The sequence below is a fragment of the Thalassospira sp. MBR-102 genome, assembly GCF_040549275.1.
In the GTDB taxonomy this organism is placed as follows: Bacteria; Pseudomonadota; Alphaproteobacteria; order Rhodospirillales; family Thalassospiraceae; genus Thalassospira; species Thalassospira xiamenensis.
This window is the reverse complement of sequence record NZ_JBEPTC010000006.1, coordinates 150272-171634: the sequence shown is the minus strand read 5'-3', so window position 1 is coordinate 171634 and position 21363 is coordinate 150272. Positions and strand designations below refer to the sequence as shown.

The window sequence follows — 21363 nt, the reverse complement described above, 5'->3', positions numbered from 1 at the left end:
CATGCTTAGTCGTACAGCAGACAACCTTTTCTGGTTGTCCCGTTACGTGGAACGGGCCGAAAACATGGCCCGGCTGATGGAAATGGGCTATCGCATGGCCCTGATGCCGGCCGCCGGTGACGGTAACCGGTCAGAATGGGCCTCCGTCCTGTCTGCATCGGGCTGCGCCCAGGGTTACGATCCCGCCATGCCGCTCCGTCAGGCCGAGGTTGCCGATTATCTGATTTTCAATCGCGATAATTCGTCTTCGATCCTGAACTGTTTTGAAAATGCACGCGCCAACGCGCGCGCCATGCGTACCGCCATCACCGCCGAAATGTGGGAAGCATTGAACAATGCCCTGATGGAATTGCGCCGAACGGCAATGCATAACCTTGCAAAAACCGATCTGCCGGAATTCATCGACTGGGTCAAACGGCAGGGTGCCTTGTTTCGCGGCGCGACCGATTCAACAATCCTGCGCAACGACGGGTACGATTTTATCCGTCTTGGCATTTTCATCGAACGCGCCGATAACACCGCACGATTGCTTGACGTGAAATATTATGTCCTGCTACCCGAAACCAGCATGGTCGGCGACGGGGTCGATAACTATCAATGGACGACGGTTCTGCGGGCAGCATCATCCCTGCGTGCCTTCCATTGGGTTTATCGCGATGATTATTCACCCTATCACATAGCGCATTTCCTGATCCTCAATCCGTTCAGTCCCCGGTCGCTGGCCCATTGTTCGGAACAGATCACCAACCATCTGGAACATCTGGCCCGCCATTACGGCCAACGAAGCCCGGTGCACAGCCTGGCAGTCGAAACATATTCCCTGCTGACCCAAACCCGCATGGACGAAATTTTCAGCCAGGGCCTTCACGAATTCCTGTCTGATTTCCTCAAACGAAATCAGACCCTGTCATCGGCAATTGCCGAAACCTATTATTTCGGGGGCCAGTAAGATGCGCCTGACTGTTGAACACCGCACCCATTATCGGTTTTCCCCGTCGGCACGCTATGTCGTGCAAAGTCTGAAGCTGACGCCGTCCCTGTTTGACGGACAAAAAATCATCCGCTGGTCGATCAAGGCCGAGGGATGCGTGATCAATTCAGAATTTGTCGATGGCAATGGCGACACCATCAGCACGCTGACCGCAACCGGGCCAGTTGATTCTGTTGATGTCGTTGTGTCCGGAGAAGTCGAAACCACCGATACCACAGGCATGCTTCGCGGGCATAAGGAACGCGCCTTTCCAACCGTGTTCCTGCGTTCAACGCCCGTAACAAAATCCAGTGCCGCGATCCGCAAACTCGCCGCCAAAGTCGAAAAGAAAACCAGCCCGGATAACCTGCTTGAACGGGCCCACGCCCTTTCGGCAGCCGTGTCCGATGCCGTCGCCTATGTCCCGGGCAGCACCCATGTCCATACCACCGCCGCCGACGCCTTGGCCGATGGTCAGGGCGTCTGTCAGGACCACGCCCATGTCATGATTTCGGCCGCCCGCCATCTTGGCATTCCCGCACGCTATGTATCGGGTTATCTGTTTGCCGATCAGGATGGCAAATCACACGAAGCATCCCATGCGTGGGCGGAACTGCATTTGCCCGAACTGGGCTGGGTCGGGTTTGATCCGGCAAACCGCTGCTGCCCGACCGATTATTATATTCGTCTGGGGTCTGGACTTGATGCACAGGGTGCCACACCTATACGGGGTGTACATACTGGTGGTGCAAACGAGGATTTGGATGTAACAGTCATCGTTGCGCAATCACAGCAATAGCCGGACCCGAGAATAGAATATGACCTACTGCGTGGGCTTGATGCTTGATGAGGGGATGGTGTTCCTCTCCGACACCCGAACCAATGCCGGGCTTGATAACATTTCGCGTTATCGCAAGATGTTCACTTGGGAAGTACCCGGTGAACGCGCCATCGTGGCGCTGACTGCGGGCAACCTCGCGATCACGCAGGCAGTCATGAGCACCCTGCAGGAAGCCATCGACAACCCGGAAACCGAACCGGGCGACTGTATCCTGAGCGCACCCAGCATGTTCCGCGTTGCCGAACTGATGGGCGAGGCGATGCAGAAAGTGCAGCACAAATATCAGGACACGCTCGAACAACGCAAGGAAAGCAGCTCGGCCTCGATCATGGTCGGCGGGCAGCGCAAGGGCGGGGCACAACGCCTGTTTCTGGTCTATGCGGCGGGCAACTTTATAGAGGCCACCGAAGACACGCCTTACCTTCAGATCGGCGAACATAAATACGGCAAACCGATCCTTGATCGCGTGATCACCCCGGAAACGCCGATTGCCGACGGCGTCAAAGCCGCATTGCTGTCGATGGATTCAACATTGCGATCCAACCTGTCGGTCGGCATGCCGCTTGATCTTGCCGTCCTACCCGAAGGATCGTGCCATTTCTCCGAACATCGCCGGATTGATGCCGAAGATGCCGGGTTCAAAGCCCTTTCGGACGCATGGTCGCAGGCATTGCGCGAAGCATTCGCCGATATGCCTGACGAACATTGTGCACCGGACTGCTAAACAAACCTTCTGATATCGCGCGATTAATTTACCGGTTACGGATATGCGTGCTCGACAAAATCGGGCGCGCAAATTATCTATAAAATCATGAAAAGCGACATGGACAATACCGTTACAGGCAGGATCACCCGCGAACTGGCTGACCGCATCATCGCCGGGCATATCGCACCGGGTACGAAGTTGCGCCAAGACCATTTTGCCGAGGAATTCGGCGCAAGCCACGTGCCAGTGCGCGAAGCCTTTCGCCGCCTCGAAGCACAGGGGCTGGTCGTCAGCGAACCGCGCCGCGGTGTGCGGGTTGCCAGCTTTGATATCGCAGAAGTCCGCGAAGTCGCTGAAATGCGCGCATCCCTCGAAGTCCTCGCCCTTCGCCATGCCGCCCCGCACCTGACCAGCGCCATTCTCGACGAGGCAGAGGCGATCAACCGTGCGGGCGAAAATGCCCCCGATGTCCGGGCATGGGAAGAAGCCAATCGCGCCTTCCACCGCCTCATCCTGACCCCGTGCGGCATGCCCCGCCTGCTGGCAACCATTGACGATCTGCATGCCGCAAGTGCCCGCTTCCTGTTTTCCGGCTTCCGCATGGAATGGGAAGCCCCGACCGATCAGGATCACCGCGCCATCCTGAAGGCGCTCCGCGAACGGCAGTTTGACATTTCTGCCGCCACCCTTGCGCGTCACGTCAAATGGATCGGCACCAAACCGGGGCCTAAAATCCGCCCGCAAACCCTTTCCTGACCCCTTCCAGAACTGTCTCCCGAACCCAAAATCCACGGTTCGAACCTGTTCCTGCCTGCGTTTTGGCAATGCAGGACGCCTGTTTATGTGCAAATCTCCAATTTTATAGATAAAAATATAACATATAAATCAATATACTAACGATACATTTCCGCAAATATCGGCCAATTTCATCCGATTATCTATTTTGGGGATTGATTTCACCCTCCGATCACGGCGTAATTAATAGATGAGATTCGTTTTTTATCTATAATTTTGAATGCGATCCAGAGGAGGATGAAATCACCATGAGCAATGCAGTCTCTAAACCGGCCGAAACCCGCATCTCGATAGGAATGAAATATAGCCTGATGGTTCTGGCCGGTGTCGCCATCCTGACCGCCAGCGCCAAAATCACCGTTCCCTTCTGGCCGGTGCCAATGACCCTGCAAACCATGGCGATCATGGCTATTGCACTCGCCACCGGCCCACGCGTCGCCTGTGCCACCATGCTGGGTTATCTGGCGGCGGGTGCGGCTGGCTTGCCGGTCTTTGCCGGAACGCCGGAACGTGGCATCGGGCTTGCCTATATGGCCGGGCCGACCGGCGGCTATCTGCTGGGTTATCTGATTGCCTCATGGCTGGTCGGCGCACTGGCACAGGGGCGCGGTACGCTGGCGCGTTTTGGCATCATGATGGCCGGTATGATCCCGGTCTATGTTCTGGGTCTGGCATGGCTTGCCGCCTTTGTGCCGCTTGAAAAGGTTGCTGAATACGGCTTCACCCCGTTCATTCTGGGCGACACCATCAAAATCTCCCTCGTTGCCCTTGGCAGCGCCGCCTGCACCCGCTTCATCAAACGCAACAAAGGCGGCACCGCCTGATGAACAGCCTTCCCGCACAAAACCCGGCAATTGATCAAACCATCCGTCACGACTGGACGGTGGACGAGATCGAGGCGATCTATCGCCTGCCCCTGCTTGAACTGATGGGCCGCGCCAGCGCGGTCCATCGCACCCATCACGATCCCAATGCCGTGCAAAAGGCCAGCCTGCTGTCGATCAAAACCGGCGGCTGCCCCGAAGATTGCGCCTATTGCCCGCAATCAGCCCACCACCGCGAGGTCAAGCTGGGCAGGGAACAGTTGATGGACCCCGGTATGGTTTTGAAAATGGCGGCGCGTGCCAAGGCCGCCGGGGCGGATCGTTTCTGCATGGGGGCCGCATGGCGACGCGTGCGCGATGGTGCGGCCTTTGATGCCGTGATCGAAATGGTGCGCGGTGTCCGCAATCTCGGCATGGAGGCCTGCGTTACCCTTGGCATGCTCGAAACCCGCCATGCCGAACGCCTCGCCGGGGCTGGCCTCACCGCCTATAACCACAATCTTGATACCAGTCCGGAATATTACAGCCAGATCATCTCCACCCGGACCTATCAGGACCGGCTCGATACGCTGGCTGCCGTGCGCGGTGCCGGGATTGACCTGTGTTGCGGCGGGATCATCGGCATGGGCGAAAGCATCCGCGACCGCGCATCAATGCTCCATGTCCTCGCCGGTTTCGCGCCACATCCCGAAAGTGTACCAATCAACGCACTGGTACCAGTGGCCGGAACACCGCTTGCCGACCGCGAGCCCGTCGATGCCCTTGAACTGGTTCGCATGGTCGCAACCGCCCGCATCACCATGCCGAAATCCACCGTCCGCCTTTCGGCCGGGCGTACCGACCTTACCCGCGAAGCCCAGATCATGTGCCTGATGGCCGGGGCCAATTCGGTGTTCTACGGCGAAAAACTTTTGACCACACCAAACCCGGAAGAAGATAGCGATACCGCCCTGTTTACAGCGCTTGGTCCGGTTCCGACATCGGCGGCCTGAAAATATCCACATCAACCCCCGAACTTGTGCGCCCCACCCGCGCAAGGTTCCCCTTGGCGAAGCGCCCCTCAGTTGGGCCTTCGCCTTTTTTATAAACGGGTCAGGAAAGCAGGAAGAGGGAAGCAGGCAGGAAAAGGACGGAAAATCTAGTGGGCTTCGGCGGTTTCGTGTGGCTGATAGATAAAGCCATGTGCCGGATAAACCCGACCGAATGTGCCGATCGTGTTCATCATCCGCACTTCGGACCAGTCATTATTGGGCGAAACATCCACAACCGGCTGGCGATAATGCACCTTGCCCCGCGTACGCGAATCGCTGCCCCAGTTGGCATGATTGACCATGATCTTGCGACTGTCGAGGATGGCGGCAACCACCGCCACATGCCCGTATCTCAACCGCGATGTCTTCTTCAGCGCCAGAACCGCACCGACTTCGGGTTTTTTGCCCCGGTTATAGGTATTTTTCGCCTGATCCCACCATGTCCAGGCATCGCCATAAATTTCAATGCCCGACACAGCACGCGCATAAGGCACGCATTGCAAAAATTCGTCGGTGGGGGCAAAGGGCAACAGACGCGATGACGGCAAGCTGACATTGGTCACGGTCGAAACGCCGTCACTTTCAAGGCCGCTATTGGGTTTTGGCGTACTTGCAGATGCAAAGCATCCCGATACAAGCATACAAAATCCGATAACGACCGCCAGCCGCATGCGATATTCCCCCAAGAAATGCAAAATGATCCGTCACCCTAACCCGACGAGTTTTAAACAAGCGTTTACAAAGAGCCCCGAAAAACAAGATCATTTTGCCGTTTCTGTGGCAGGTTTCGAACTATTTGTCGCAATGCGATACAAGCGCCAAAACCCGAAAACCGCCGCGCACAAAATCAATATCCCTGATCCACGTGCGGTATATTGAATGTGTCCGGCCTCCGATATCGCACCCAGCATCGTGCCGCCCAAGGCAATCCCGCCAAAGCTTGTCGCACTCCAGAAGCTCATCACCCGACCGCGCAGCTTGTTATCCACCGTCAATTGCAATGCGGTTTGCGACCCAACCCCGACCGCCGTCAAACCAAAACCGGTAATCGCAACCAGAACCACGGCAAGCTCGTACCACGGTGCAAAACCAAGCCCCAGCATGCCGCATCCGGCGGCAAAGGCCCCGATAACCGTCACCCGCTGAAAGGCGGCCGGATCGGATCTGACCCGCGACAACATGAATGTCGATGCAACTGCGCCAACCCCGCTTGCCGATGCCAGCATGCCAAGCCCGGTGACGCCGCGGTCATAAACCGCCTCGGCGAAGACCGGCATCAGTTCGACCATCCCGGTTCCGACCAGTGCGACAAAACACGATAGCGCCAGAACAGACCGGATCATCGGGTGATGAAGGGCGTAGTTGGCCCCGTCGACAAGGGCCGCCAGCACCCGTTTGCTTTTGGCATCGGGTGCCCGTTCAACATGGATTTTGACAGTCGCCAGAACAAAGATCATCGGGATATAGGATGCCGCATTGATCATGAATGCCGCCCCGGTTCCCCATGTCGCGATCACGACACCACCCACCGCTGGGCCGACCAGACGTGAAATATTGAAATTCATCGCGGCATAGGCCACCGCCCGGCTCATGAATTCGCGTTGAACAATCACCGGCACCAGTGAAAGCCGAATGGGCGTCATCGCACTGGCCAAAACCCCGTTCGCCCCGGCCAGAACCACCATCCAGAACAGATTGATTTGCCCTGCCATCGACAGCATCATCAACAGAAATGCCGTCGCCGCCATCATAAGGTTCAATGTCACCGCCGTTTTGCGTAGATTGACCCGATCCGCCATCACGCCGAAAACCGGCCCCAGAATAAAAGCCGGGGCGAAATTAAGTGCCGCAATCAACCCTGTCCAGAATGCCGACCCGGTCAATGACCATGCCAACCACGACATGGCGATTTTCTGCACCCAAAGTCCTTGTGTGGTGATGCATTGCCCGATCAGAAACAGGACAAAGTTGCGATCCTGAAAGATCGATTTCCGGGATGGCTCGGCGGTTGGTGGCAGCACGGATTTTCCAGTTTTCATGACGGGGCGGGATCATGTTGCACCGGACGGTTGCATTTGACGGCCATATTTGGGGCGAAATGGCCTGCTATCCGGACAGAACAGTAATTTAACGTATCGTAACGATTATAGGGATACGCAAAGATGCGTGCCACAGATTGTTCGCCTGATGCGTGTAGCTGGCCTTCTCAAACCCATTGGGAAAACACATATCTGTTTCAGGCATCAGGACCTAAAGGAAACGACACCAGTTAATCATAACGCCGATCAATTTGGCATTCAGGCCTTCGGGGCGAAATCACCCATGCATCAGAATTTCCGGGAAATCGAACGCGAACAATTCGCGATCCGCAACCAGACTTGCGAATGGACCCTCAGGGCCATGACCGCACTGCGCGCCAAGGTCGACATCAACATCAAGATGCATGGCGACCGCGATCATCTGGCCCAGGGCGACATTTTCATGTTCAACCATTTCGCCCGGTTTGAAACCTTTATCCCGCAATATCTGATCGCGCTTGAAACCGGGGTGTTTTGCCGGTCCATCGCGTCGGGCGAGTTTTTCGTCGAAGACAACAAATTTTCTCGGTACTTGCGGGCTCTTGGCGGTGTACCCAATGATTACGAACGTCTGCTGCCGTTCCTTGCCGAAGAAATCCTGCGCGGCGGTAAGGTCGTAATCTTTCCCGAAGGCGGCATGGTCAAGGACCGGCGCGTTCTGGCCGCCGAACGCCCGCATCCCAAACGCCCGGATTACAGCATCTATTCCCGCTCCGCCGATCAACGGCGCGCCCATCATAGCGGCGCGGCCCTGCTCGCACTTTGCATCGATGGTTTTAAAACCGGTTTGTCGATGCTGCTGGACAAAGGCAAACACGATGAACTTGATCGCTGGGCAACTGCGATTGATACCACGCCCGAAATTCTCAAAGCCGCCCTTGCCAAGCCGACCCTGATGTTTCCCGCCAACATCACCTTCCATCCGCTCCGCGTTGATCAGAACCTGCTGGCGCGCGGTGCCGATCTTTTCGCCGGCGGGCTTAGCCCCAAGATGGCCGAAGAACTGATTATCGAAGGCAATCTTCTGTTTAAACGCACAGATATGGATATCCGGCTTGGCGATCCGGTTGATCCACGCCATCAATTCAACTGGATTGATCGGCGTATGCTGGCCCATCGGGTTGAAACCGCGACCTGCATCGATGATCTGTTCCGCCCGGCCAAGACGCTTGAAAAGATTCCTGATCGCATCACGCAATACGCCATTACCCGCCATATCAGCCCGCTTCGCGATCATTGCATGGCGGTGATGTATTCGAACCTCACGCTCAATGTCAGTCATCTGGCATCGCGCCTGATCATGATGTGGCTGGCCGATGGCGTGACCGAGGTCGATATCGCCCATTTCGACCGCACCCTTTATCTGGCGATCAAAAATGTCCAGCAGGCCGAAGGCGTTCATCTGCATCGCGGCATGCGCAACCCGGCAGATTATATTGGCATCTTTGATCTGAAATGCCCGCAGATCCGCGAATATATCGATGCCGCCGTACAACTTGGCCTGATCGAACGCGCTGATGGCAAATATTGCTTCCTGCCGAAATTGCAGGAAGAAGCCACTTTTGACCAGATCCGCATGGACAATCCGGTGATGGTCTATGCCAATGAAATGGCCCCGATCAATGCGGCCTGGACTGCGCTTGAAAAGGCGCGGGACGAAGTCGATCACCTGACACCGCGCGATTTTGCCAAACGCCGGTTTGATGATGAAATCCGCGCATGGCAATGGAACCGCGCGAAATATCAAAAACCGAAATATGCCTCAATCAACGATCAGGAAACCGCCACCGCCGATAGCCGCCCCTATCTATTGCTGCCCAATGGCAACGAACATTTTACCACCGGCGTTCTGGTCGTGCATGGCTTCCTTGCCTCTCCGGCCGAACTTCGCAATCTTGGGGATCGGCTGGCCGCGCGCGATTATGCCGTAATGGGGGTGCGCCTTGCCGGGCACGGCACATCACCGCATGAATTGCAAAAACGCACATGGGGTGACTGGCTGGCATCGGTTCGGCGCGGCTATGAAATCATGTCGGCCTTTTGCGACAACATCATTGTTGTCGGTTTTTCAACCGGCGGGGCGCTGTCGGCTATTCTGGCAGCCGACCGGCCCGAAAAACTGGCCGGGCTCGTCGTGGCATCAACACCGCTTAAATTCCGAAACCGCAACCTGATGTTTGTGCCGTTGCTTTATGGTGCCAACAAACTGATGGGCTGGGTACCTTCGGCACAGGAAATGCTCAGTTTCCGGCTTAACGAATCCGAACATCCCGATATCAATTACCGCAACATCCCGATTGGCGGCCTGCACAACCTGCGCCTGGCGGTTGCCGAAATGCAAAACCGTCTGCCCGATATCGCCTGTCCGATCCTGATTTTGCAGGGCGACGGCGATCAGGTGGTTGACCCCGCCAGTGCCACCCTGATCAAACGCCACGCCACAGGATGCAGCAAACTGGATATCCAGATGCTGGCATCCGACCGGCACGGCATCCTGAACGAGGATATCGACAATGCGGTCAATCGCGTGATCGACTTCATCTCCAAAACCGCCCCGACCAACAGCACCTTGACCGCAGCCATCCCGGCCCAATAACCTGAGAGAATGCCCGACGAATCCCCCCTGAGCCCCCGGAGCCCTTGAGCATCCCTCGGGCAAACGCCCAACGCCCACGCCCCCTCCACAACACCGCGAGTTAAACCCTCATACAAATAAACCGCGGCCAGGATTTTCGACGCTGTCGCATTTAATTTTGGGTGAATTCATCCCAACGGAACCCACTTGACTCTTTGGCAAATTTGCATGACTTTGGATCCATGGATCCAAATAAAATCACTGAAACGCTTCAAAGCGAAATAGAAAACGGCACCCTTTCGCCCGGCACAATCCTGAAACAGGAACGGCTGGCCGAACGATTTGGCGTCAGCCGCCAGCCGGTGCGTCAAGCGCTGGAACGCTTGCTGGCAAACGGATTACTAACCAAACGTTCCGACCGCAGCCTCGCGGTAAACGGTTTAAGCGCCAACGAGGCCCACGAACTGTCGCAAATTCGTATTTCACTTGAATCAACCGCTCTTATCCTCTCGATCCCGCATCTGACACAACGCGACCTGCGCAAGGGGATCCGCCTGAACGACGAACTTTTTGAAGAAGAAGACCCGGAGATCATTGAGGAACTCGATATCGCCTTTCACCGGACCCTGTATGCCCCGTGTGGTAATGGTCGCCTGTTGCAGATGATTGACGAATTACGCGGCGAAGCGCGCCGTTCCTATCACCGGCAACCCGCAGGATCGCAGGCGCGCAAAGCGTTTTATGAAGAACATAATGACTTGCTAGCCGTATGCAGCCTTGGCGATGTCAACAAAGCCGTCGAAATCATTGAAAAACACATCGGCATCACATCACGACAACTTGTCGTCCACCCCGAAAGCGGAGCCCCTCAATGAGCAGTTTCGGTGCAGAAGTCACATGGCAACGCGACGGCGCAAACTTTGCCGACCGCCGCTATAGCCGTGGTCATCTCTGGCGATTTGACGGCGGGGTCGAAGTCCCCGCATCCTCATCCCCGCATGTCGTGCCACTGCCCTATTCCGTCGCCGAAAATGTCGACCCCGAAGAAGCCTATGTGGCGGCCCTTTCAAGCTGCCACATGCTGTTCTTCCTTGACTTCGCATCACGCCGGAAAATCGTCGTCGACAGTTATGTCGATGCTGCAACCGGTGTCATGGAAAAGCAGGACGGCAAAACCGTCATCACCCGGGTCGAACTTTACCCCAAGGTCACCTATGCCGCTGCAGCGCCGACGGCCGAGGTCGAGGCCGAACTGCATCACGCGGCCCACGAGGCCTGCTTTCTTGCCAATTCGGTCAAAACCGAAATCAGCATCAAACTTGATTAGGGTAATTACCTGACGGTTAAGCTGGGCACGGAAGATGCGCAACTTGCGCTACTTCACCCGTTGCTGGATGCGATGCGCCACGACATCGCAATGTTTTCCGGTCGCCTGCAATCAGCCAATTCTGTGTGACCTTCTACGGCTTGGTCGCGCAGATGGCATAACGGTGCTGGGCTCCCCGTTCCAAGCCCTTGGCAAGCGTAAGGTGTTTTGACTGGGCGCGGTGAATCTGGCGCATGTTGAAATCGGCAACAACCGGATCAAATCCGGCGGTTTTCAACATCGATGTCACTTCATCGGCCCGCGCGCCTTGCGAAAAATGAACGCGCGACAGAATATCTTGATGGGTTTTCAGTTGCGGTATTTCGGCTGCTTCGCGCTTCAAACCAAGGGATTTCAGGAAACCTGCCATCACCTTGTTTAAGCTGCTGATCCAGGTCGGGGAAACAAAATCACCATCAACCACCAGAAGCTTACCCCCCGGTTTCAAAACCCGGAACCATTCGGTAAAGGCTACTGTCGGATCAACAAGCGTCCAGACCAGATGCCGGGTGACGATGACGTCATAGCTGTTATCGTCTTCAAGCGTGTTTTCCGCATCGCCCAGAAGGAAACGGATATTGGACTGACGCTGTTTCGATTTGGCGCGCGCCTTTTCCAGCATCGCTTCGGACCAATCAAGCCCGGTAACCTCAAACCCGATGTCATGCATCAAATGGCTGATAACGCCGGTGCCACTGGCAAGGTCAAGCGCATGTTTGCCGGTCCCGTCGCCCAGATGACGGCGAAACAGGTCGTGCCACGCCAGACGTTCCTGATCTGAAAAAATCTCGTGCCCAGGCTGTTGATCGAACGTGTCGGCGCGCATTGACCAGTATTCCTTGATCTCGTCACGCAGATTGAAATTGCTTGAATGCGTCGTCATCGTTCGAAGAATCCCCAATAGCCTGTCTCTGCAAAAGGCCGCGCGATCTTGCGGGGATCACACGGCGGCAGATACCGCGCCAAATATCACCAAATCCATAAAAAAATCAATTATTGCGAAAAGTATTGATTTGCATTCTCAATAAATGATAATGCCGCGGTCAGGCAATCCTAAATAAGGGTACGGGGATGAAAATTTTTGGCGCTATTGCTGCCGTTGCGTTAATGGTCGCGGGGACCGTTCACGCAGCAGAAACCGTCACGATTACCGATGTGGCAGGCCGCGAAGTTTCGGTCAAAGTTCCGGCAGAAAAGCTTATTCTTGGCGAAGGTCGTCTGATTTATGGCCTCGCGACGCTTGATACCGACGCGCCGTTCAAGCGAGTCGTTGGCTGGCGCGATGATCTTAAAAAAGCCGATCCGCAAGGTTACGGCATATATGCAGCAAAGTATCCGGAAATTGATAGCTTGCCGACGTTTGGCGGTATCAAGGATGGAACATTCGATGTCGAACAGGCCATATCGCTTAAACCTGATGTCATTGTGATGAACCTTGAAGCAAAGGGTGCGACCGATGATGCCAGCCTTGACAAAAAACTCGCTGCTGTAGGTATTCCGCTGGTCTATATCGACTTCCGTGAATCACCGATGAAGAACACGGAAACCAGTATGCGCATTCTTGGTCAGTTAACCGGTCTGGAAACGCGCGCCGAGGAATTCATCAAATTCCGCGCCGATCATATCAAACGGGTCACTGATCGCCTTGCCAAGGCCAACCCCAAAATACCCGACGTCTTCATCGAACGTGCTGCCGGTTATTCCGACGAATGCTGCATGTCGTTTGGTAATGAGAATTTCGGTAAAATGGTTGAACTTGCCGGTGGCAAAAACATTGCAGCCGATATCATTCCGGGCACTTTCGGCACAATTAACCCGGAACAGGTTGTTGCCAGCAACCCCGACCAGTTTGTCGGTACTGGCGGTGACTGGGAAGCATATGCACCCGGCATGGGCTGGGTTCCTGTTGGTCCCGGAGCTGACATGAAAGAAGCCAAACGCAAATTGATTGGCCTGACAGAACGCCCGGCATTCCGGGATATCAAGGCGACCAAAAACAACAATATCCACATCGTTTGGCATCAATTCTATAACAGCCCCTATCAGTTCGTGGTGATCGAACAAATGGCAAAATGGTTCCACCCGGATTTGTTTGCCGATATCGAACCGGAGTCATCATTCCGCGAACTGCATGAAAGATTTCTACCGATCGATTATCAGCCGGGTTACTTCATTTCCATCAGCGATCAGAACTGATTTCCATGATCTCCGATCAAACCACCGTTATGGCAGGGAGCGCGCATTACAAGGCGCGTTCCCTGCGTCGTATCCTGATCCTGAGCGGCATGACAATTACGCTGTTCCTGTCATTTGCTGTTGATCTGGCAACCGGCCCGGCCAATTATCCGCTGGCTGATGTGATTTTCGCACTGCTGAACCCGTCGGATGCCAGCGATCAGTTGCGCGTCGTGATCTGGGAAATTCGCATGCCGGTCGCCCTGATGGCGCTGACCGTGGGTGCGGCCCTTTCGACCGCGGGCGCGCAAATGCAAACCATACTGGCCAACCCGCTCGCCAGCCCGTTTACGCTGGGTATCTCGGCTGCGGCCGGTTTCGGTGCAGCCTTGGCACTGGTTCTCGGGGTCGCGATCCTGCCGGCTTTTGTCGAATTCATTATTCCGATCAATGCCTTTCTCATGGCGATGGCGACCGCGTTGATCATTCATTTCTTCAGCCGGATGCGCGGTGTCACGGTTGAAACCATCGTCCTTTTGGGGATCGCGCTGGTCTTTACCTTCAACGCGCTTCTGGCGTTGCTGCAATATCTCGCCAGCGAACAGGCATTGGCCGCGGTCGTATTCTGGACCATGGGCAGTCTGGTCAAGGCAACCTGGTCCAAGGTTGCCATCACGGCCATAGCGGTTGCCATCGCCCTTCCGCTGTTTACCCGCCAGGCCTGGGCACTCACCGCCCTTCGGCTGGGAGATGCCAAAGCGGAAAGTTTCGGGGTAAATGTCCAGTCGTTGCGCCTGAAGACGATGTTGCTGGTCAGTATGCTGGCGGCAATCCCGGTTTCCTTTGTCGGGACCATCGGGTTCATCGGTCTGGTCGGGCCGCATATCGCCCGCATGCTGGTGGGCGAGGATCAGCGTTTCTTCCTGCCGGCATCCGTCCTGTGCGGGGCGTTGATCCTGTCGGCGACGTCGGTTCTGTCAAAACTTCTGGTCCCCGGCGCAATCCTGCCCATTGGGGTAATTACCGCGCTTGTCGGCGTACCGTTCTTCTTCTCGCTGATTTTCGCAAGCCGGAGGAAATCATGGTAACAACACTTCGTCTTGAAGACATTGGCACCCGTTATGGCCGCGCCGAGGTGGTTTCCGGTGTTAGTACGCCGGTTCTGATGGGGGGCGACGTAATTGCCGTCATCGGCCCGAATGCAGCGGGCAAATCAAGCCTGTTCAAACGGGTCGCCGGTCTTGCCAAGGGTGGCGGAAAAGTGCATGTCGAAACGGCGAATTATAGCCGCAACACGATTTGCTACATGCCGCAGGACACCGGATCAAACGCGGTTCTTTCTGTTTACGAGTCGGTTATCCTTGCCGCCAAACAGGGATCGTCATTGCGCGTTCAGACCGATGAACTGGCCCGGATTGACGATATTCTGGCCGCCCTTAGGATTTCTGATCTGGCCGCCCGCAATCTGGGCGAACTTAGTGGTGGTCAACGCCAACTGGTTGCCATTGCCCAGACGCTGGTGCGTGAACCCGAAATCCTGCTGATGGACGAGCCGACCTCAGCCCTTGATCTGCATCGTCAGATGGAGGTCCTGTCTTTCATGCGCGATATCGCCAAGCGCCAGAAAATAATCATCCTGATCGCGATCCACGACCTTAACCATGCGCTGCAATATTGCGATCACGCCATGGCGATTCGCGATGGCCGCATGGTGGCATTTGGCGAATGCGCCAATGTGATTGATCGTGATCTTTTGCGTGATGTGTACCAGGTTGATGGGCATGTCGAACGCAATTCGCTTGGTCATCCGCATGTTGTTTTGCGCGGACCGATCACCGGCAATAGCCACACCGCCGAATACCTTTCAGAACGGATTGCGGCTCAATAAAAAGTCCGCTCACCCCGATCAGCCTGCATCTGCTTCTATCCTGTCGATGATATCGGCCATTAAGCCATGCAGCTGATCGCGGTATCCGGTTCGGGCCGAGGGTTTTGTTTCGTCCGATGTCATCGCCACGGTTAATTCAAGGCTAGGAACGATGTAAAGCATCTGCCCACCATATCCCCACGCATAGACCACATCCTGCCCGGCAAGATCGCGCATAAACCAACCATAACCGTATTCATCGCCGGTAAAGCGTGAATTTGTCCGATGCTGCCAGCTTTGATCGATCCAGCTTTGCGTGATGATCTGTCTGCCATCCGCGGTACGCCCGCCATTCCGGTAAAGTTCGCCAAAAGCCAGAAGCGATCTGGTGCTCATCGCCATCTGATTCCCACCAAAGTAAATACCCTGAGGGTCGCGATCCCAAGCGGTAATAGCAAAACCGTCCAATGGCCCCAGCCATTCACGCGCCAGTTCCAGCGTCGATTTTCCGGTTTGGCGTGTCAGGATGGCCGACAGCAGGTGGCTTGAGCCGGTCGAATACAGCATGTCACCACCCGGATCGTCGGCAAACGGGCGGGCAAGAGCAGCACGCACCCAGTTCGATTGCGCGACCCACTGACCGTAATATTGCCCCGATGTCCGCCCCAGGCCGGCCTGCATCGACAAAAGATGCCCGATGGTAATATCAAACAGTCGGGGGTCGGGATCGGCAGGTAACTGATCCCGCAGCAAGGGGGCGATTTTCTGATCCGTACCGGTCAAAACACCACGTTCTATGGCAATGCCAACCAATGCCGAAATAATCGATTTCGATGCGGATTTGATATTGGCCGCCTGATCGGGGGAACTACCATGGTAGCCCTGCGTCGCGATCACGTCACCACGGTGGGCGATCATCACGGCCTGCAAGGGCTCCAAACGCCCCGCATGGGTCAGGATATCGTCAAGGTCCACCGACGATTGTGCCTTGGCCGCAAGCGGTGCCATTAACATCACCAGAAGCAGAAAGGCGCTATATCTGTAAAAGCATCGTCGGATTGTCTTCAACCTTATTCCACCGGTTCGGAAACAGTCCCAAAAGATGCCAGGGCGCGTTCCATTCGGGCGGCATGGGCATCTTCGACACGCGCAAGGCTCTCAAACCAGTCGGCAATATCGTTAAAACCTTCTTCGCGCGCAATACGGGCCATTTCGGGATATCGGGATCTGGCATCGTTCTGTTCATCGGCAAATGCGGCTTCAAGATTAAGCCTAGTGGTACCAATCGGCTGCCCGGTTGCAGGGTCGCCGACCTCTTCAAGAAATTCGAGATGGCCAAAGGCATGGCCGGTTTCGGCTTCGGCGGTGGCGCGGAACATTTCGGCAATTTCCGGATGGCCTTCGATATCGGCCTGCTGCGCAAAATAAAGATAACGACGATTGACCTGTGCTTCAGATGCGAATGCCGCACGCAGAAGTTCCTCGGTCCGTGTTCCCTTGAGCACCATTACGGGCTTCCTTTTTTGTCATTGAAGTCTGAAATATGCGGTGTTGCTGTCACACACATAGGTATAAAAAGGGCGACCGTTCCATGTGGAACCGTCGCCTCTGTATTTGTCTTGAAAACCCTGCCCGTCAAGCACTGAAGGGACGTTTCGCGCCATTTCAGGCGGTTTTCATCGACGCGTCATTTCGCTGTCACCGCACCGCTATATTTGCGACACAGCCCTGCCGAATAAACCGACCCAATAGCAATCAGGCAGCGTTGCGGGCCGACTGGCGCCGCAAACGAAACACCAGATCAACCGACGCCAATTCCGTACCACGGGGCATATTGGGGACGCGTGCAAGCTGCACCGCATCAGCGGGTATGTCGCTAAGCATGCCGTCTTCTTCGCAATAGAAGTGGTAATGCGGGGCGGTATTGGTATCGAAATAGGATCGACCGGAATCGATCACGATTTCATTCAGAAGCGCTGCCTCGGTGAACTGGTGCAACGTATTGTATACGGTCGCCAAGGATACCTTGATATTCTGGCTCATGGCTTCGGAATGAAGCTGTTCGGCGGTGATGTGCCGATGACCATTATCAAACAGCAGGCGGGCCAATGCCAAGCGCTGACGGGTCGGGCGCAACCCGGCCTCTTTCAGGCGGTTCAGGGCATGGGTGTAAGGACGCGGGTTCGTCGTCATGAAATTGTCCCTTCATACGCTTTTCAGGACCGGCCAATGCCCGGTTCCCGATCAAATCCAAGCGTATATTAAGGAACCAAGACGCACCTTTCTTTGATTTTGATCAACTCCAATCATACCGATTTTCAATGGCCTATAGGGGATCAAACAACAAGAAGGGGTCGGAAACCCGACCCCTTCTTGATCCGTAAAAGTCCAGTGTCTGATTTGTTGTCTAACCTAATCGCCCGTGGCGATCCGGTCGACCAACTGTTTGACCGTCGGGACAAAGCCGTTGGCGTAGAACGGATCTTCACCAAATTTATAGGCATTATGACCGGCAAACATCAGCTCGTTTTCAACCATCGCACCATGTGCAATGTTCTGAAGCGTTTTCTGGATGCAGAATGAACGCGGATCGGCACGCTTGCCGGTGGTGCCGCTATGCTGTTCCCAGTTCGAGAACTGGCACTGTGACAGGCACCCCATGCAATCGATCTGATCTTTCTTGATCGTCAGCGCACTGTCAGGCGTGACAAACACCATGGTTTCATCGGGTGTCGGCATGCCTTCAGTATAACCAGCATCAAACCATGCCCGAACCTTGTCGGCATCATCTTCGCGGACATAGATTGGACGACCGCGACGACCCAGCGGAATACCGACATGCAGATCAGCCTCTGCGGTGCGCGAATAACGGACCTGACGATCGGAACGCTGATGAAGATCTTCAAGGAAGTCGTTCCGAACAGCCGAGCTGTAAAAACCGGTCGGGCTGAATTTATGCAACGACACGTCGCCGTTCTGCAGCGTCAGAAGACGGTTTTTCCATTCTTCGGAAATTTCGCTTTCCTTGGTCAGCAGCGGACGGGTTCCAAACTGGAACGCCACCGGGGCAACTTCCGGATTATCAAGCCAGTCTTCGTAGTCACGCAGGAACCAGACGCCACCCGCCATAATGATCGGAACTTCATTCAGGCCGACCGAATTCATGTATTCGCGAAGGGCTGCAACCCGCGGGAACGGGTCTTCGGGCACAAGCGGGTCTTCGGAATTTGACAGGCCATTGTGGCCACCGGCACGCCATGGATCTTCGTAGACCACGCCGCCAAGCCATTCCGGGGTGTTTTTATACGACCGCAGCCACAAGGCACGGAATGCGCGCGCCGACGAGACGATCGGGTAATAATGCACGCCATACTGGGCTGCGATCTGCGATACCTTATAAGGCATACCCGCACCACAGGTCACACCATGGACAAGACCCTTGGTGCCCTCAAGCACACCACGCAGAATTTCTTCCGCACCGCCCATTTCCCACAGAACGTTCATGTGCAGTCGGCCTTCACCGCCGCGCATTTCGTGTGCGATCTGTGCCTGGGCGATACCGCCGCGGATGCCATAGGCGATCAGTTCCTGATGGCGCTCACCGCGGGTTTTTCCGGCATATTCGACCGGAACCAGATTGCCATTTTCGTCATAAGAATCGGCATTGACGGCGGAAAACGTCCCGATGCCACCAGCAGCTGCCCATGCGCCGGAACTTTTACCCGTCGAAACAGCGATACCTTTGCCACCTTCAATCAGTGGCAAGACCTCTTTTCCAGACATGACGAGCGGTTTAAGGGCTTTCAAATTCGTCTCTCCCATTCGGCTTTTCATCGCCAGCGATGCCCCGGCATCGCATTTGGAAAACCGGACGGCGTGTTGTTGTTATCGCCGTCCGGTCTATCAGATCGGATTATTCAGCGTCGCCGGCGTCGAGATCGGCACCGGTTTCCTGGTCAACGCGTTTCATCGACAATTTGATCTTGCCGCGATCATCAAAGCCAATGACCTTGACCTTGACCGCGTCGCCTTCCTTGACGATATCCGAAACCTGTTTGACGCGTTCCTGCGCCAGTTCGGAGATATGGACCAGACCGTCGCGCGCGCCAAAGAAATTGACGAATGCGCCAAAGTCGACAGCCTTAACAACCTTACCATCATAGATATGGTTCAATTCAGGTTCCGCAACGATCGATTTGATCCAATCGACTGCCTGTTTACCTTTTGCACCGTCGGTATGTGCAACAGTGATCGAGCCATCGTCTTCGATATCGACCTTCGCACCGGTTTCTTCGCAGATTTCGCGAATGACCTTGCCGCCCGACCCGATAACGTCACGGATTTTGTCACGCGGGATCGAGAACTGGGTGATGGTCGGTGCATTGCCCGAAACTTCACCACGTGCTTCCGGAAGCGCTTTGGACATTTCGCCAAGGATGTGCAGACGGCCGTCACGGGCCTGGCCCAGTGCGATCTGCATGATATCCGGGGTCACCGAGGTGATCTTGATATCCATCTGCAGCGAGGTGATACCTTTTTCGGTACCGGCAACCTTGAAGTCCATATCGCCAAGGTGATCTTCATCACCCATGATGTCGGACAGAACGGCAAAATCATCGCCTTCCTTGATCAGACCCATGGCAATACCGGCAACCGGACGTGCCAGCGGAACACCGGCATCCATCATCGCAAGCGAGGTTGCGCAAACGGTCGCCATCGAGGACGAACCATTCGATTCGGTTACTTCAGAAACGATACGAATGGTGTAAGGGAACGCGTCCTTGCCCGGCATAAGCGGGTGCAGGGCACGCCATGCCAGTTTACCATGACCGATTTCACGACGGCCTGGCGAACCCATACGACCAGCTTCACCAACCGAGTAGGGCGGGAAGTTATAGTGCAGCATGAAGTTTTCGCGATATTCGCCGTCAAGCGCGTCAACGATCTGTTCATCCTGACCGGTGCCAAGGGTGGCAACGGCAAGTGCCTGGGTTTCACCACGGGTGAAAATCGCCGAACCGTGCGCACGCGGCAGAACCGAAACTTCGCCAAGGATAGGGCGAACGTCAGCACCTGTACGGCCATCAATACGTTTGCCGGTTTTCAGGATCGCACCGCGAACGATGTCTTTTTCCAGATCCTTGATGATCGACGAAACCTTGCCTTTGAGGGCATCAGCAATTTCTTCTTCGACCAGTTTTTCCGCAATCGCAGCTTTGGCGTCAGAAACAGCAGCCGAACGCTCCTGCTTGACGACATGGCTGTATGCTTTGGTCAGTCCGTCGGTGCCAAGGGCAGCGACTTTTTCGACCAGCGCATCATAGCCTTCCGGCAGTTCTGCGATGTCGCGCGGCTCTTTCGCGGCGTCTTCGGCCAGCGAAATGATCAGATCAAGAACCGACTGGAACTGCTCGTGACCGAATTTAACGGCACCAAGCATGATTTCTTCCGAAAGCTCGCTGGCTTCGGATTCAACCATCATCACACCGTCACGGGTACCGGCAACAACCAGATCAAGGTCGCTTTCCTTAACCGACTCGGTTGCCGGGTTCAGGATATATTCGCCATCTTTGTAACCGACGCGCGCAGCACCGATCGGGCCGAGGAACGGCAGACCGGAAATGGTCAGCGCCGCAGACGCACCGATCATCGCAACCACGTCCGGATCATTTTCCATGTCATGGGACAGAACGGTACAAACGATCTGGGTTTCGTTACGATAAAGCGGGTGGAACAGCGGACGGATCGGACGGTCGATCAGACGCGAAACCAGGGTTTCCTTTTCCGAAGGACGGCCTTCACGCTTGAAGAAACCACCCGGGATTTTACCGGCAGCAAATGCTTTTTCCTGATAGTTCACGGTCAGCGGGAAAAAGTCGATATCCGGGCGCGGTGATTTCGCGCCAACAGCGGTACAAAGCACAACGGTCTCGCCGTAGGTGACCATGACGGCACCATCGGCCTGGCGCGCGACCTTACCGGTTTCGAGAACCAGCTTGGCATTGCCCCACTGCATTTCCTTGCGGACGACATTAAACATTATTTTCTCTTCCTCTTACAAACCTTCAGCGGACCCGGATAGTCATACACGAGTTCCGAACACATTAATTATGAGGCTTTCATAAAAGCTGCATA

20 protein-coding genes are annotated in these 21363 nt (G+C 55.4%); 12 read left to right on the top strand and 8 right to left on the bottom strand.

Going from position 1 to position 21363, the window contains the following annotated elements:
- The first annotated feature begins 1 nt into the window (after window position 1).
- From ABIE64_RS12620 to bioB, 6 genes are all read left to right on the top strand, one after another.
- Window positions 2-949, top strand: a complete 948-nt coding sequence (locus tag ABIE64_RS12620) for an alpha-E domain-containing protein (protein ID WP_063092186.1) — start codon at window positions 2-4, stop codon at window positions 947-949.
- Window position 950: 1 nt separating this feature from the next.
- Complete coding sequence (locus ABIE64_RS12615) at window positions 951-1769, top strand: transglutaminase family protein (protein WP_063092187.1); 819 nt, start codon at window positions 951-953, stop codon at window positions 1767-1769.
- A 19-nt stretch (window positions 1770-1788) separates the two neighbouring features.
- The gene (locus ABIE64_RS12610; RefSeq protein WP_063092188.1) at window positions 1789-2535 is read left to right on the top strand and encodes a proteasome-type protease; all 747 of its coding nucleotides are present in this window, start codon (window positions 1789-1791) and stop codon (window positions 2533-2535) included.
- A gap of 99 nt (window positions 2536-2634) precedes the next feature.
- On the top strand, window positions 2635-3273 hold the full coding sequence (locus ABIE64_RS12605; protein ID WP_223304939.1) for a GntR family transcriptional regulator: 639 nt from the start codon (window positions 2635-2637) through the stop codon (window positions 3271-3273).
- A gap of 287 nt (window positions 3274-3560) precedes the next feature.
- On the top strand, window positions 3561-4136 hold the full coding sequence (locus tag ABIE64_RS12600; RefSeq protein ID WP_063092190.1) for a biotin transporter BioY: 576 nt from the start codon (window positions 3561-3563) through the stop codon (window positions 4134-4136).
- Window positions 4136-5128: a biotin synthase BioB gene (gene bioB, locus ABIE64_RS12595; protein WP_063092191.1), complete on the top strand. Its 993-nt coding sequence runs from the start codon at window positions 4136-4138 to the stop codon at window positions 5126-5128. Before ABIE64_RS12600 ends, bioB begins: the two co-directional genes overlap by 1 nt.
- A 146-nt stretch (window positions 5129-5274) precedes the next feature.
- On the opposite strand, the gene ABIE64_RS12590 is transcribed toward bioB, so the two are convergent.
- A complete protein-coding gene (locus ABIE64_RS12590) occupies window positions 5275-5838 on the bottom strand; it encodes a CHAP domain-containing protein (RefSeq protein WP_007088400.1) in 564 nt (187 codons plus the stop codon).
- A gap of 90 nt (window positions 5839-5928) precedes the next feature.
- Window positions 5929-7206 (bottom strand): MFS transporter, encoded by a 1278-nt coding sequence (locus tag ABIE64_RS12585; protein WP_063092192.1) that lies wholly within the window; start codon window positions 7204-7206, stop codon window positions 5929-5931.
- Window positions 7207-7489: 283 nt separating this feature from the next.
- Between ABIE64_RS12585 and ABIE64_RS12580 the strand changes: the two genes are divergently transcribed.
- The 3 genes from ABIE64_RS12580 (at window position 7490) to ABIE64_RS12570 (ending at window position 11147) form a co-directional block, all read left to right on the top strand.
- Complete coding sequence (locus tag ABIE64_RS12580) at window positions 7490-9841, top strand: alpha/beta fold hydrolase (protein WP_065702165.1); 2352 nt, start codon at window positions 7490-7492, stop codon at window positions 9839-9841.
- A 221-nt stretch (window positions 9842-10062) separates the two neighbouring features.
- A complete protein-coding gene (locus tag ABIE64_RS12575) occupies window positions 10063-10695 on the top strand; it encodes a GntR family transcriptional regulator (protein WP_063092347.1) in 633 nt (210 codons plus the stop codon).
- Window positions 10692-11147, top strand: coding sequence for an OsmC family protein (locus tag ABIE64_RS12570; protein ID WP_063092194.1), 456 nt, complete (start codon window positions 10692-10694; stop codon window positions 11145-11147). The genes ABIE64_RS12575 and ABIE64_RS12570 overlap by 4 nt, the downstream gene beginning before the upstream one ends.
- Window positions 11148-11280: 133 nt before the next feature.
- Here the strand turns inward: ABIE64_RS12570 and ABIE64_RS12565 are convergent, their stop codons facing one another.
- The gene (locus tag ABIE64_RS12565; RefSeq protein ID WP_063092195.1) at window positions 11281-12069 is read right to left on the bottom strand and encodes a class I SAM-dependent methyltransferase; all 789 of its coding nucleotides are present in this window, start codon (window positions 12067-12069) and stop codon (window positions 11281-11283) included.
- A gap of 188 nt (window positions 12070-12257) precedes the next feature.
- On the opposite strand from ABIE64_RS12565, the gene ABIE64_RS12560 reads away from it, so the two are divergent.
- The 3 genes from ABIE64_RS12560 to ABIE64_RS12550 are packed head-to-tail and all read left to right on the top strand — an operon-like array spanning window position 12258 to window position 15249.
- Complete coding sequence (locus tag ABIE64_RS12560) at window positions 12258-13382, top strand: ABC transporter substrate-binding protein (RefSeq protein WP_063092196.1); 1125 nt, start codon at window positions 12258-12260, stop codon at window positions 13380-13382.
- 5 nt (window positions 13383-13387) lie between these two features.
- Complete coding sequence (locus ABIE64_RS12555) at window positions 13388-14449, top strand: FecCD family ABC transporter permease (RefSeq protein WP_063092197.1); 1062 nt, start codon at window positions 13388-13390, stop codon at window positions 14447-14449.
- On the top strand, window positions 14443-15249 hold the full coding sequence (locus ABIE64_RS12550; protein WP_063092198.1) for an ABC transporter ATP-binding protein: 807 nt from the start codon (window positions 14443-14445) through the stop codon (window positions 15247-15249). The genes ABIE64_RS12555 and ABIE64_RS12550 overlap by 7 nt, the downstream gene beginning before the upstream one ends.
- An 18-nt stretch (window positions 15250-15267) precedes the next feature.
- Here the strand turns inward: ABIE64_RS12550 and ABIE64_RS12545 are convergent, their stop codons facing one another.
- The 5 genes from ABIE64_RS12545 to pnp all read right to left on the bottom strand — a co-directional run bounded on the left by ABIE64_RS12545 (window position 15268) and on the right by pnp (window position 21268).
- The gene (locus tag ABIE64_RS12545; RefSeq protein ID WP_082822648.1) at window positions 15268-16236 is read right to left on the bottom strand and encodes a serine hydrolase domain-containing protein; all 969 of its coding nucleotides are present in this window, start codon (window positions 16234-16236) and stop codon (window positions 15268-15270) included.
- Between the two features lie 62 nt (window positions 16237-16298).
- A complete protein-coding gene (locus ABIE64_RS12540; RefSeq protein WP_063092199.1) occupies window positions 16299-16736 on the bottom strand; it encodes a rubrerythrin family protein in 438 nt (145 codons plus the stop codon).
- A 247-nt stretch (window positions 16737-16983) separates the two neighbouring features.
- Window positions 16984-17421: an iron response transcriptional regulator IrrA gene (gene irrA / locus ABIE64_RS12535; protein ID WP_007088411.1), complete on the bottom strand. Its 438-nt coding sequence runs from the start codon at window positions 17419-17421 to the stop codon at window positions 16984-16986.
- A 219-nt stretch (window positions 17422-17640) separates the two neighbouring features.
- Entirely contained in the window at window positions 17641-19035 is a 1395-nt protein-coding gene (locus ABIE64_RS12530) for an NAD(P)H-dependent flavin oxidoreductase (RefSeq protein WP_354377624.1), read from the bottom strand.
- Window positions 19036-19141: 106 nt separating this feature from the next.
- Entirely contained in the window at window positions 19142-21268 is a 2127-nt protein-coding gene (gene pnp / locus ABIE64_RS12525; RefSeq protein WP_354377601.1) for a polyribonucleotide nucleotidyltransferase, read from the bottom strand.
- Between the last annotated feature and the right edge of the window lie 95 nt (window positions 21269-21363).